Source organism: Nostoc sp. (assembly GCF_036917755.1).
Taxonomy (GTDB): Bacteria; Cyanobacteriota; Cyanobacteriia; order Cyanobacteriales; family Nostocaceae; genus Nostoc.
In genome coordinates, this window is sequence record NZ_JBALFC010000136.1 from 1 (window position 1) to 13,412 (window position 13,412).

14 protein-coding genes and 3 pseudogenes are annotated in these 13,412 nt (G+C 39.9%); 11 read left to right on the plus strand and 6 right to left on the minus strand.

The genetic code is table 11. The features are described from left to right. Positions 1-278: 278 nt before the first annotated feature. From V7L05_RS28745 to V7L05_RS28760, 4 genes and pseudogenes are all read right to left on the minus strand, one after another. Positions 279-815 (minus strand): annotated as a pseudogene (locus V7L05_RS28745) (glycosyltransferase); the annotation flags it as partial. Between the two features lie 156 nt (positions 816-971). Continuing rightward, on the minus strand, positions 972-1,232 hold the full coding sequence (locus V7L05_RS28750; RefSeq protein ID WP_335169275.1) for a hypothetical protein: 261 nt from the start codon (positions 1,230-1,232) through the stop codon (positions 972-974). Between the two features lie 178 nt (positions 1,233-1,410). After that, a complete protein-coding gene (locus V7L05_RS28755) occupies positions 1,411-1,737 on the minus strand; it encodes a hypothetical protein (RefSeq protein ID WP_335169277.1) in 327 nt (108 codons plus the stop codon). Positions 1,738-1,758: 21 nt separating this feature from the next. Further along, entirely contained in the window at positions 1,759-1,938 is a 180-nt protein-coding gene (locus tag V7L05_RS28760) for a hypothetical protein (RefSeq protein ID WP_335169278.1), read from the minus strand. A 319-nt stretch (positions 1,939-2,257) separates the two neighbouring features. On the opposite strand from V7L05_RS28760, the pseudogene V7L05_RS28765 reads away from it, so the two are divergent. Further along, positions 2,258-2,614, plus strand: a pseudogene (locus V7L05_RS28765) (histidinol dehydrogenase); the annotation flags it as partial. 100 nt (positions 2,615-2,714) lie between these two features. Here V7L05_RS28765 and V7L05_RS28770 read toward each other — a convergent pair. Beyond that, the gene (locus V7L05_RS28770) at positions 2,715-4,181 is read right to left on the minus strand and encodes an APC family permease (RefSeq protein ID WP_335169280.1); all 1,467 of its coding nucleotides are present in this window, start codon (positions 4,179-4,181) and stop codon (positions 2,715-2,717) included. Positions 4,182-4,535: 354 nt separating this feature from the next. Between V7L05_RS28770 and V7L05_RS28775 the strand changes: the two genes are divergently transcribed. The 9 genes and pseudogenes from V7L05_RS28775 to V7L05_RS28810 all read left to right on the plus strand — a co-directional run bounded on the left by V7L05_RS28775 (position 4,536) and on the right by V7L05_RS28810 (position 11,893). Further along, positions 4,536-5,681, plus strand: coding sequence for an IS701 family transposase (locus tag V7L05_RS28775; protein ID WP_335169281.1), 1,146 nt, complete (start codon positions 4,536-4,538; stop codon positions 5,679-5,681). A gap of 38 nt (positions 5,682-5,719) precedes the next feature. Next, a complete protein-coding gene (locus tag V7L05_RS28780) occupies positions 5,720-5,896 on the plus strand; it encodes a hypothetical protein (RefSeq protein ID WP_335169282.1) in 177 nt (58 codons plus the stop codon). Positions 5,897-5,986: 90 nt separating this feature from the next. Continuing rightward, complete coding sequence (locus V7L05_RS28785) at positions 5,987-6,802, plus strand: cyclase family protein (protein ID WP_292791277.1); 816 nt, start codon at positions 5,987-5,989, stop codon at positions 6,800-6,802. Positions 6,803-6,809: 7 nt separating this feature from the next. Then, entirely contained in the window at positions 6,810-7,349 is a 540-nt protein-coding gene (locus V7L05_RS28790) for a hypothetical protein (RefSeq protein ID WP_335169285.1), read from the plus strand. A 35-nt stretch (positions 7,350-7,384) separates the two neighbouring features. Continuing rightward, positions 7,385-7,453, plus strand: a pseudogene (locus V7L05_RS34890) (hypothetical protein); the annotation flags it as partial. A gap of 45 nt (positions 7,454-7,498) precedes the next feature. Continuing rightward, positions 7,499-7,813 (plus strand): hypothetical protein, encoded by a 315-nt coding sequence (locus tag V7L05_RS28795; RefSeq protein WP_335169287.1) that lies wholly within the window; start codon positions 7,499-7,501, stop codon positions 7,811-7,813. Continuing rightward, positions 7,810-10,056 carry a Mu transposase C-terminal domain-containing protein gene (locus tag V7L05_RS28800; RefSeq protein ID WP_335169288.1) on the plus strand — a complete coding sequence of 749 codons (2,247 nt, stop codon included), beginning with the start codon at positions 7,810-7,812 and terminating at the stop codon, positions 10,054-10,056. The genes V7L05_RS28795 and V7L05_RS28800 overlap by 4 nt, the downstream gene beginning before the upstream one ends. An 11-nt stretch (positions 10,057-10,067) precedes the next feature. Continuing rightward, on the plus strand, positions 10,068-11,090 hold the full coding sequence (locus V7L05_RS28805; RefSeq protein WP_335169290.1) for a TniB family NTP-binding protein: 1,023 nt from the start codon (positions 10,068-10,070) through the stop codon (positions 11,088-11,090). A gap of 29 nt (positions 11,091-11,119) precedes the next feature. Beyond that, positions 11,120-11,893: a TniQ family protein gene (locus V7L05_RS28810; RefSeq protein ID WP_335169292.1), complete on the plus strand. Its 774-nt coding sequence runs from the start codon at positions 11,120-11,122 to the stop codon at positions 11,891-11,893. A gap of 267 nt (positions 11,894-12,160) precedes the next feature. On the opposite strand, the gene V7L05_RS28815 is transcribed toward V7L05_RS28810, so the two are convergent. Beyond that, complete coding sequence (locus tag V7L05_RS28815) at positions 12,161-12,604, minus strand: hypothetical protein (RefSeq protein ID WP_335169294.1); 444 nt, start codon at positions 12,602-12,604, stop codon at positions 12,161-12,163. Positions 12,605-12,752: 148 nt separating this feature from the next. On the opposite strand from V7L05_RS28815, the gene V7L05_RS28820 reads away from it, so the two are divergent. Next, a complete protein-coding gene (locus V7L05_RS28820) occupies positions 12,753-13,379 on the plus strand; it encodes a hypothetical protein (RefSeq protein WP_335169295.1) in 627 nt (208 codons plus the stop codon). Positions 13,380-13,412 lie beyond the last annotated feature (33 nt).

Sequence of the window (13,412 nt, forward strand, 5' to 3'; positions counted from 1 at the left end):
AATGCTTGAAACAAGACTCCAAGAATATGACTCCAAGTGACCTCGTGATTGCCGCATAATTTCCGACCCTTTTTTACGGTGACGTGTACTAAGCTTCATTCTTTTACCGCATCTGATTTAGCACAAGTTGATATTCATACTTGGCTCGAATTACGCTCTCAACTGCAAAAACACCACGCATTGCCAGAATTGAACAATATCGATTTCGCAGAGATCCCAAGGGTTACTTGGCTAATTTAGAGAGTCGTCTTCTCTAGTAAATTTTACCACACTAGCTTTTTTTTGTATAAATTCTCTGTCATTAACTTATGGATAGCGGTTTGTAGGCGACGAATACTTAATCGAGACAAGGGCACAACCTCTCCAGCCCCTATCCAAGCTAAACGTGCTGCTACTCCTAGCTGATCATTAGCAATTGGAATAGCCACCATTGGAACGCTGTTACTTAAAGATTCCAAAACTGTATTCAAGCCTCCATGAGTAATAGTAAGGGTTGCCTTTTCAAGTAGTTCCAGTTGAGGTGCATAGTTAACAACTAGCGGAGAGCCAGGTAATCCTTGTAGCGATTCTGAGCCACTTGAACCACCAACTGAAATAACCAGCTGAGCATCTAATCCAACGCAAGCTGAGGCAATACTGTCAAAAATTTCTATTAAACGATTTTGTATAGTTCCAAGCGAAGCATAAATTAACGGTTGTCCAGTCAACTTTTCATACGGAAAAGATGTGGGTTCTCTTCCACTTGAATCTTGGTAAGGTCCAGTGTAATGAAAGCACTTGGGCAAAGACAGCCTTGGGAAGTCAAACTCCTGTGGTAATAGCCCCAGTACCCAATGAACTCAGATAATTTCTTTAATGACTGTCTCAACTCTGTTCCAATGCTATTAGAAAATTTAATAGATAATCTTTTGACATATATACAATAATTGATCATCGAACTCTAACCAATGATTTATCCTTCACTCCTAGTATCACCCACAGAAATCATCGACTCTCATCTCCCGCCAGATGTCAGACGGTTGCCAGCCGGAATTGCCCACAGATTGGACTATGGGATTATCGCGCAATGGTATGTAGTTCGGTTCTCTTGGGTCTGGGATTGCTGCTGGTTGCTCATCAAGGACAGTGGGTAAAAAATTGACGATATCAGGTTGAAGAAGTTGGTCTTCTGCTTCTTCGATTGACTTCATCTGTCTGACGGTGAGTTTTTGAGATTTTTTGATAAGTTCCATAGTTGATAAAAACTGTGATGCAGTTGACTACTGAAAAATCGCACAGAATAATTAGGATACAGCAACTTTGTGGAAAATACGACTATTTGACTAAGTGATGTATAAATAAGAGGAGCTAAAGGGCGAATGGCACGCTTGTAAAGATGAAAAGGCACCTCGGAAGTCCAATAGGCAAAGGTTAACTGAGTAACAAGGCAACAAGAATCTGAATAAAACCGCGTCGAAAACAACTTAAAAAACGTGTTGGTTTTTTAGCTGGTGGTTGAGTACGTGCTATGTGATCTGGTGGCAAATCATCATAATTACTATTAGGAGGTGTAGCATCAGCCTCACTGCCAACACCGACCAGCCAGAAAGTCGCTAGAGCGATCGCTAACCAATGTCGTTCGGCACGTTTAGGGTCAGTCATTTTGGTAAAATGCCAGTGTAGACCACCACGTTTAGTATCCTTGAAACCGCACTCAATCCAAGAGCGCATTCCATACCAGGTGGTAGATGCTGTCAAAGAGTAAAAAATCAGTCAAGATCAGCCACGAATCAGTACACTAATTGCTAAGACCGTGAATCTACTACCCAACGTAGTTGCATCCATTCCCAAGGCCAGTTGTGATTCTGTTGAATACCACTTGTCAACTACCCAGCCTAATAATGGTGCAAAGCACTTGCTCACATCTAGAGAGTTGTCGTTGAGTACCTTTTTTATCATCTGCATCTCGATACCATTCTCGCAATCTCTGCCGGACTGTATTTTCTTTTTCACCTAGTAGTTGTGCTAAAAACACTGCTACTGTTGTTAGACCCGGGGAAAAGCATCATTCCTATACCAAAACTCCACATTGCCAAAACTTTCGCTTGTGGCCGACCTGACTTTTCCCGTTAAGTCGTGAAACAACGAAATAGCAAGGGTTTCACATGATATCTTATTCTCAACAACTTTATTTTAATGATAATTAATCACGAGAGAATAGGGCTTTAGGCTAGGGGTATAGTAAGCGATCGCTCCATCAAGGAGATAACGGGAAAAGTCAGATTTAGCACAGAGTATACCACTGCTCAATCAACTCGCTCCTGAACATGTGGAATTGTGTGTAGACAACCCGCAACTGCTTGCCGATCAAATTAAGTGTGCCGGGAGCGTGTTTTTAGGACGCTATACTCCAGAAGCGATTGGCGATTATTTAGGAGGCCCCAACAATGTACTGCCAACTGCCCGTTCTGCCCGCTTTGCCTCTGGTTTGAGTGTCTACGACTTTCTCAAACGAATTACTTATTTAGAATGTGACAAACAAGCATTACAGACAATAGGCAAAGCAGCTGTCACCTTAGCAGAGGCAGAAGGTTTGCCAGCCCATGCAGGTAGTGTATCTGTACGCTTGCAATAAAAAGCTGAGATAATTTGTGAATTGGATAATGACAAAAGTAAAATTATCTTAACCTCTCACCGATGGTCCTACACCATCACTCAAGAGCGATCGCTTTCTTCTAACTGAGGGTTTCAGTTTCATCAACGACAAATAGTCTACCTGCCTGACGAATAGCTTCGGGTTTGTGAATTTGCAGAAACCTTAACACTCCGATGCCCAGCAATAGCCAAATTAAGACGACAACTGGTGCTAAGTGAAGCGGTGCTGGCGGAGGGGGATAAAGAGTGCCAACTAGAACACCACTAATCGTAATTATCGAGAGCCAAGGTAGCAGAACATAACGCAACCAACCAAAGCCAATAGTAGAGTTTTGCTCCAACCGAGCGCGGCGTTTTGTCGAGAAATATCGAAAACACGCCAAACTAGTCAATCCGTAGATCGCTAGGGCAGCGAGCGTTAAGACTGTACCTAGAAAGCCAAATGCCTGAATCGGTGTCCACAGTATTCCCAACCCCAGCCCCACAAACGCAGAACTGCCACACAACCCGAGAATGGCATTTGTCGGTGTGCGATAGGTGGGATGAATGTGCATCAACCAACGGGGAAATAGTTCTTCTCGACTTATGGCATAGACAATCCGAGCAGCAGCGTTGAGAAAGGCAACGGCACAGGCATATCCAGCCATAATTCCGGCAAAATCAATCAATAAGGCAAACCCATTCCCCCAAACGTGACGCGCAATCGTATCGAAGGGGGCAGCATCTTGGGCAAAGGCTGCCATGTTATGAATGCCATATCCCACCGTTGCCACATATGACATCAGCACATAGAACACACCGACTAAAACTAGGGTGATCGCCGTCGCTTTCGGAATTGACTGTCGGGGGTTTTTAACTTCTTCACCCAACGTGGTTGCGGATTCAAACCCGACGAAACTGAGGATCGACAAAATGACACCGGCAACCACGTTACTCTGCTGTGGTAAGAGCGTCAGCGTGAAGGGTAAGAGCGTCAGTTGTCCGGTTTTGCCAGCTTGTATGAACACTATGAGCGCGAGCAACAGACAAACGCCGAGTTCAAACATCAATAGCGTCAGATCCAATTGCAGCGAGAAGCGAATGCCGCGATAACACACTGCCCCCACGATCAAAGCGAACAAGCAATACCATAATGTCCAGTTTAGGTGTACGCCGAACCAGTGCAGCAAGAGTTCTTGAAAATTCGCACTCATTACTAGAAAGACAAAGGCAATAGCTACACCAAAGGAAATTAAACTCAACCAGCCAGCGAGAAAGCCCCAGCGCACTCCTAATCCTTGAGTCACAAAGGTATACAACGAGCCACTCGTGGGAAACTCGGCTGCAAGTATGCTGATTTGATCGGCAACCAGCAGAGCCACCCCAAAACCAATGATGTAACACAACGGCATCGCTGCACCGACGAGTCCCGCTTGTGGAATGGTATTAAAAAAGATGGCACCCACCGGAGACATCGCAGCGACTGCCATAACGACCGCATGGCGCAATTGCAGCGTATTGCGTTGCAGCTTTGGGGATTCGTTTGAAGAATTTGTAGCAGGTGTCATATCCAAGGGTGATTTTTTGCTGATACTGCTTATCATCCATCAATAGAAAAATGAGCGCAACTTCTTGTTTGAATTCTGTGATTAGACGACACCAATCTCAAATAAGCATTGTTGTCGTGTACCACGGTATTTGACCATCCGTGAGAACGGATGCTGCATCACCGACTTTTCAAACATCCTCTGAGCTCGACTTTATCCATTTTTGCTTAAGGGTGATCACAAATGTAGGCGATCGCTAAAAAATGTGGGTTTTGCTGCATACATAACCATACATAACATTTAAATAAAATTTTGATGAATACTGGTGACACAAGGAATACACTGAGACTGAAAGATAATTGTGTGTATCTTCCGATGAATACAACAATACCAGTTGAAATCGCCAGTATCCTACTACCGTTTAGGGTGCTGTTTACCAAGCCAGTCTGGTGTCATGTCCAAACTTTGGTAATGGGAGCGATTTTAACAACAGGTAAACGTACCATTACTTCGGTAATGGTAGTTATGGGACTGAATCAGGAGGAACACTTCCAAAATTATCATCGTGTATTAAATCGCGCAGTATGGTCAAGTTTGGAAGCAAGCCGAATTTTATTAATGCTCATGGTAACAGTGTTTTTACCAACTGGGCCAATCATCATGGGAATAGATGATACGATTGAACGCCGTAAAGGCAAGAAAATTAAGGCAAAAGGAATATATCGAGACCCAGTACGTTCAAGTAACAGCCAAGTTGTTAAGGTTAGTGGCTTACGATGGTTATCAATGATGCTGTTAGTTGAAGTTTCTTGGGCGCAACGAATCTGGGCATTACCTTTCCTAACAGTGCTGGCACCATCAGAACGGTACAGTCAACAGTATAAGCTTCGTCATAAAAAACTGATTGATTGGGCAAGACAGATCATATTTCAAGTCAAACGGTGGTTGCCGAACAGAGAATTGGTTGTAGTTGCAGATAGTAGTTTTGCTGCACTTGAACGAATGGCAGCAGTAAGCCAAGGTGTCATGCCAGTACATATAATTACTCGGTTACGTTTGGATGCGGCTTTATATGAGCCTGCACCGGAAAGAACCTCTCAGACGATGGGACGACCTCGACTCAAAGGGGCAAGATTACCTAATTTAGAGCAAGTGCTTGTAGACTCACAAACTCAATGGCAAACAATCAAGGTTAACCGTTGGTATGGAGAAGGAGAACGCCTGGTAAGCTGTTGTACTGGAACTGCGGTTTGGTATCACACAGGTTTACCTGTTGTTCCAATTCGTTGGGTATTAGTACGTGACCCACTCGGTAAATTTGAATCGCAGGCTTTGTTATCTACAAATCAAGAATATTCTCCTAAACAAATCTTGGAGTGGTTTGTACGTCGCTGGCAGATAGAAGTAACTTTTGAGGAAGTGAGGAAACATCTAGGGATTGAAACTCAACTTGTCTTTGGTCAGACCAGTCAATTGCTCGTACAACACCTACACTGCTGGGATTATTTTCCTTGGTTGTGATTTTGGCAGACCATTTACAAGCTAATTTTTCTTGGACAATGAAACAAACAATTTGGCACTCCAAAGCTTTGCCTACTTTTTCCGATGCACTGGCTTTAGTTAGGCGATTTTTATGGGCTAGCACTTTTTCCACATCTTCCGAAACCACTCAAATGATAAAAGTCCCTCGTCTTTTATTCGAGCGTTTGAGAGATATTGCTGTTTACGCTGCCTGATTCAATCAAAAATGGATAAAGTCGAGCTGAGATAATTTACCTGATTCTCAGTAAAATGGGAAATATTATCGTTCTTCTTCTGAGATAAAAATGACAGAACTACTTAATTTCAAAGGCGCTAATTCATCTAGCGATCGCCAATTGCAGATAATTGATTTGAGTGATACGCTGCAAAATGACAAGGATTGGGCCCCCTGGTGGGCACGCAATGTTGTCACTTATCAGGGACATAAGTTTGGACGGTTTGCTATTTGGCTACTATTTGGAATTACGCCAAAATATCTTCGTGGCAAATTAGGTTGGGCTAATGAAACGATCAAGCTATCGACTCACGGCACAACTCACATGGATGCACCGTGGCATTATGCACCAACTTCTGAGGGTAAGCAGGCCAAGACAATCGATCAGATTCCATTGGAGTGGTGTTACAGTGATGGTGTTGTTTTAGATATGCGACACAAGTCAGATGGTTCTGCCATTACAGTGCAGGATGTTGAGTTAGCCTTAGAAAAGATTAATTACCAGCTCAAACCATTTGATATTGTATTAATCCAAACTGGGAACGATAGACGACTGGGAACGCCAGAATATTTTACTCACGGATGTGGTGTTAGTGCCCAAGCAACTCATTGGCTAATTGATAAAGGTATCAAAGTTATGGGTATTGACTCCTGGGGCTGGGACGTACCATTAAGAGTCCAAGCAAAAGAGGCGAAAGAAAGTGGCAGAGATGATATTTTCTGGGCAGCTCATTTTGTGGGGATCGATAAAGAATACTGTCAATTGGAACGCCTAGCTAATTTAAATCAATTGCCGTCTTATGGGTTCAAGGTTGCAGCCTTTCCCTTGAAAATTAAAGATGCCTCTGCCGGGCCATCGCGGGTAGTAGGCATTATCGAAAATTAACCACCCCATGAAACTACTGACGTTTATTCTGACTTCTGACCCGCAGGCAATTCCCCTGTTGGGTTTGCTCGTTGATAATGACCAGACTGTGGTAAGTTTGCAAGCAGGCAGACAGGTAATGTCTGAGGACATTGCGCCTTTTTTAGTTGATATGCAGGCTTTTTTGGATGGCGGAGAAGTAGCCCGCGAAGCATCTGCAAAAATCCGAGATTTTGTTTCTACTCAACGCCCAGCAGGAACTACTCACCCATTGAGTGATGTGATATTACTCTCTCCCGTACCGCGACCGCGTTCTATTCGTGATTGTATGGTGTTTGAAAAGCACCTCATTCAAGCAACTCGGACTGTGGTTAGGTGGCGATCGCCATTCCTTGCCAATGTAGATGCTTGGGTAGAAAAATGGCGAGGGAAACCTTTATTCAGTGTGCCTGATGTTTGGTACAAGTCCCCAATTTATTATAAAGGTAATCCCTTCAGTGTTGTCGGGACAGATGCAAAAGTATACTGGCCTACCTATACAAAAAAACTTACATCTCAAAAGGTGTAACTAAAAACTATACCCCCGATTTCTGGGTACAAAGAATAGGGCAACAACAGGTGATAGAAGTCAAACCTGCATCCCAGGTTAATGACCAAAAAAATCTTGATAAATGGAGACATATCAGCCATTTATGTGAAGAGCGGAGCATGAGATTTATGGTAGTGACTGATACAATGATTCGGCAGCAACCTAAACTGGACAATATTAAGCTGTTATACAAGTATGCCCGTAGTCCATTGACACTACAACAATACTTAGACTGTCAATGTTATTTCACTTCCAGAGAACCAACGCCTTTCAAACAGGTGTGTCATGATCTAGAGCGAAAAGGAATATATCCCAATCTATTATTCAAACTACTGTATTTTGGCTGGCTGTCAACAGATTTAATGGAATCTATAGGTGCAGCAAGTCTAATTCAACTATCTCAATTTAAAGGTGATGTTCAAGCATTACTTTTGGATGTATGAATAGATACCAAATCCGACCTGGACTTCATTTTTGGCTAAAAGGGCGCGAATATGTAATCAAACAGCAGTTAGCCAATGGTGAATTACAGATATGTGAAGTCGTTACCGAAGTCTTGTCTAGAATTACATATACAGCTTTAGTTCAGTTTCTTTTTAGGGAAGAATTAGAACTTCAATCAACAGAATCTTTTGGTGTTGTTAAACGAAAAGGAAATGAGACTCAAGCTGATTTTACTCAACTTCCTGAAGAAATTCGCTTTGAAGCCAAAAGAAAATACAGCTATGTAAGCTTTGTTTTAGAGCAAGATATACCTCAAAGGACTCCAGCTAGTCTGCAACCGATTATTGAACAAGTATCAGAACAAATTAATGACCTTAGTCCGCCAAATTGGTTAACACTTTACCGTTGGCTAAAAGCTTATGAAAGCTCAGGTCAGGATATTCGTTCATTAGTTCCTAAGCATAAATACAAAGGAGATTACCGACCCAAACTAGAGAAAGAAGTAATTCAAATTATTGATAGTTGCATTCAAGAAATCTATTTAAATCCTTCTCGACCAGATATGGCAGATGTACATGATGAAATTCTGCGCCAAATTAGGCAGGAAAATCTTACTCGTGCAAGCATTGGTCAAAAAGCTTTAGAAATTCCACATCGTTCAACTATTTACAGATTTGCATCTAAATTAGATCCATGTGTAGTCGCTAAAAAACGTTTAGGCAACCGTATAGCCTCTCAAATGTATGACCCAGTAATGAAGGGGCCACGCCCGAATCGTCCTTTAGAAAGGATAGAAATTGACCACACTAAACTGCCATTGTTTGTAGTAGACGCAGAACATCGAATGCCTATTGGCACCCCTTGGTTAACTTCTGCTGTAGATAAATATTCAGGAGTCATACTAGGGTATTACGCCAGTTTTGAACCTCCGAGCTATTTATCGGTAATGCAATGTTTGCTACACGTTATCCGTCCCAAAAATTATCTAATCGAAAATTTCCCAAGCGTAGTGAATACTTGGGACACTTATGGACTGCCAGAAGTGATTGTGGTTGATAATGGAAAAGAATTTTATAGTACACATTTTGAAGATGCTTGCTTATCTTTGGGAATAGCTATTCAATATTCACCACCCAGAATGCCCTGGTACAAAAGTTCAATAGAACGATATTTTGGTGCAGTAAATAGTCAACTTTTGAGTGATCTACCAGGGAAAAGTTTCTCAAACTTTATGAAGAAGTATGATTACAACCCTCTGAAAAATGCAGTGATTTCTTTTGAAGCACTGCAAGAAATTCTACATATCTTCATTATCGATATTTATAACCAAAGTTCTCATCCAGAATTAAAATCGCCTCGGACATCTGTGTGGTCAAAAGCTATCCAAGAGTTTCCTCCAGCTTTACCAGGTTCTTATCAACAACTAAAAGTATTAGTGGGAAATATAACCACACGCAAAGTCACTAGAAGGGGGGTAGAGTTTGAAGGGCTTATTTACAATAGTTTTGAATTATCTCGCTTCCGTTCATCAGCTTTAGCATCAGAAAAAGCAACTATTAAATATGACCCTACAGATTTGTCTCAAATCTATGTTTTTGATCCAACAATTCATCAATTTTTATCTGTTCCTGCTCTCAGCCAAGAGTATACTAAAGGGTTAAGTATTTGGCAACACCAAGTAATTAAAAAACTGGCACGCCAGGAAGCTGAAAAAGTTGATATTATAGCATTAGCTTTAGCCAAAGAGCAGATTCAAAAAATTGTTGAGCATGAATGGATGTCATCAAAGAAAGGCAAAACCCGTACTGCTATGGCGAGATGGAAAGGTATCGGTCGTTCAGGGCTGAATACAGGAAACTTTGAGTTTTCTAAAGATGAGCAGCTTTTGAATAATGATATGGCTATAAATTCAATTGCTCCTCAAACTGTTACTATACCAAAGAGTGAATTTTCAGTAATGTCAGGTATATCAGAGCTTGGTAGTGCATTCAACAATGAATTTTCATCATCCTCAATTGAGAAAAATAGAGAAAAAATAGAAGTTGAAAATTTTAATAACGTTCAAAGCCCATCTTGTAAAGACAGTGGAGAGAATTCAATAAAACCAAATAGGCGAAAAAGCTCACCAAATAAAAAATCTAATGTTGAAGTTAGTGATAAGCTCTCTGAAAATTTAGAAGAAACTGCTTCATGGAAGCCAGACTTGTCTGGTTGGGATGTCAGTATCGGATTACCTTCATAAAAACTATTAATATGCCAAAAATTCCAAAATCTTTGTCAAACATGACTTTATCAGAAAAGCTATCCATAGCTAATAATATTTATGTTGCCTATCCTCGATTTAAAGAAATTTTATCTGCAATAGAGGATTGTCATAATTTTTCTAATCTCAAAGATGAACCTGAATGCTTATTTTTAAAGGGGGAAACTGGAGCAGGTAAAACTACTATTTTTAAAAGCTATGCTCAAAAATATCCCAGGATTGAAACAGATTCAGGTACTATTGTAAAATTATTGTCTGTGACCATTCCATCTCCAGCAACCGTCAAAAGTGTTGTGAGTAAGCTGTTATGGGAATTGGGAGACCCTGCTTATGAAAAAGGCACCATTAGCAATCAAACAATCCGACTAATTGGATTGATGAAAGATTGTGGAGTTTCTTTAGTTTTTTTAGACGAATTTCAACACTTTATTGATAGGGATTCAGCCAAGGTTCTCAGAACAGTATCAGATTGGCTGAAAAATTTAATACTCGACACAAAGGTACCGATGGTACTTATTGGATTACCCGAAGCTGAAGCAGTTTTTAAATTTAATCCTCAATTAAGCCGAAGATTTGCTAATAGACATAATCTTAGCCCTTTTTCTTGGACAGAGGATTGCGGAAAAGAATTTCGGACTTTTTTACACGCAATAGAATCGCAGCTTCCCCTTGAATTAGAATCAAATTTAGCTAGTGAGGAGATGGCTTTTCGTTTTTACTATGCTTCTGATGGAATTATAGCTTACGTAATGAAGCTAGTTCGTTATGGAACTTACTTGACATTAACAGAAGGTTTAAACAAACTTGATTACCCGGTTCTGGCTAGGGCTTTTGAAAAATATGTAAGAGCTGATAAGCCTTACAAGAAAAACCCTTTCCTTAACGATGATTATTTAGTAAATCTAGAAAAGAAAATATCTTTAAACGAATCTCTGGTTAATATAGGAAGTACTAACCAAAGAATTAAAACTAAAAAGAGAAATCAAAAGGCATCGGATGTTCTGCATAAATAATATTAAACGTGTGTTCCAATAAAAAACTTTTGCGCCGACCTCGCCCGTATATAGATGAGAGTCTCATTGGCTATATTGCTAGACTTGCAGATACTAATTATTACCCTTCTCCAAATTATATTTTAAAAATTTCTCAACTGAGAGTCACAGGAATATATAGTAATATTTTTATCTCTAAAATTGATGATTTATGCATCCTTAGTCAGATCACTGAAGTAGAAGACAGTATTCTTTGGGCAATGGCATTTTCTTCAACTAATTCTTGTAGCTCTGCATACATCTTCACAAGCGTAGTCAAAGCATTTGGCGAAAATATTTCTACCTCCTTATTTAATAAAACTGGGGCTAGATTTTGCCCTATCTGTTGGCAGACCAAAGCTTATTATTCTCAGGTTTGGCATCTATCTCGTGTCACAGTATGTCCATTTCATAAATGTTTTTTGATTGATACTTGTTACAACTGTAATAATAAAATAAAGTTTTTAAAACCGAGATTGTTCAAATGTAAATGTGGCTTTGATTTACGCGATTCTCAAATAAATATCGCCAATATCGAAGAATTTGCTCTGTCTTTCCAGATTTACAAACTGTGCCAAGTACCTGAAATAGAATCTATTAATTACAATAGTCAAATTCAAGATTTAGAAGCAGCAAAATCGAACACATTAAATAACCTTTCTGATTACAATTATGATTTATTTGAAGGTTTGATAGCAAAAGAGCCAAGAGTTAGAAATGATACATTTTTTCCTTTACTTGGGCTAGAAAAATTACTTAATTTTCGGACACAGATGTTGGAATAAATCACTAAGACTAAGTACACGTCATCGTAAAAAAGGGTTGTAAATGAAAATTGCCATGCCTACAACACAATACGGTTCAGTTAAGGCTAAAACTCTTTGTCAAAGTCAACTTTTTTAACGTAGACGCGGAGCGGCTTGCCGCAGGCTACCGCAGAGGAAACAGAGAGAAGAGAAAAAATGCTTAACCCAAGCATATTGGGGTTGATTGGGTAAGTTGAGCTACTAAATGGCTTGGCTGAAAAATCCTAGACAATTGAAGAAGCAGCATCACCCCTCATACCCTACTAAATACTCCTGAACTAAAGAAAATAAAGCGATTGCCATCTGTTCAAATTTATCGCCGTCTGGATAGGGGCAAGGTACAGCCAAGTTTTTGTCATTTTGCCAGTGCTTATTGTATGGTTCTGGGTCTAATGGTGCGTAGATGAAAGTTAACACCTGATCGCGCCACCAGCCACTTAACTGAATTAGTTTCTTTCCTGGCAACAAGTAAAAGTTAAAACTAGGATAGTAATTATGTTTGTGGAGAGGATCATAATCAATCAAACTATTTTGAAAGTAAGCTTCAAAATAAATAGCGTCTGATGAGCGATTGTAAACTCTTCCCTTCTCCTGGATAGGAGATACTTTAAAACGTAGCCAATGGAAATGCGCTTGAGCTATTTTTATTGCCGCGAGTTCAAATTCGATGGGAATAATAGCGTTATTCATTTTCTCCTTTTTGCTTTAATAACAATTTAGAAAATTTCGATTTATTCCTAACGTTTATTTTAGGGTAAAATAGTCTAAAAATAAGATAACTTTGCTAAAATTTAACTGATTTTTGAGTATCCTAATAATTGAAAACATCTAATTAAATATGCCTAAAATTCAGGAGAAAGATTGTTGGTTATTTCTAGACTGCAAAGTGATGACGGGTGAACTAGCAGAGAACTGCCCTAATCACGAAGTATGTAAAGCGTTAGGTTTGCCACCTCAAAATAGAATGTGTGGCATTCCTTATCAAATGTGGCTTCTTAAAATAGATCAGTTATTTAAAGTATCTACACTGGAAGTGCTTAAATCATTAGACAGTGAAGCAAAAGAAGCAGGTTACAGTGCAGCAACTAATATTTGTTACAGTTATAAAGACTATTGTTTAACTGTTGGTAGAGATGAGTTTGGTTTTAGCCTTGATATTCCAGCCGAAGCAAGAGCTTTAGGCTTTGCTGAAGCCGAAAAAATGTCATATCAATATCGACGTGGTAAATTAGAAGTGATTAACCAAGGATGCCATTATCCGAAAAAATTTCAAGATGCAGGATGGTACAATCCTATACAATTGCCTTATTGCTATAAAACTTGTGATCAAGTCACAACGTTATTTGTGAATTTTGACATAACACATCCAGAGTATAATGAATTGAAAGCATCAGGTTGGCATCCACCTGTTTCATTAGATGTGAAAAAGTATTATGAACTGTATGGGCATGAATATTGGTATTAATTAATATTCAAAAATTTTTTGTTTCCTGTGAAT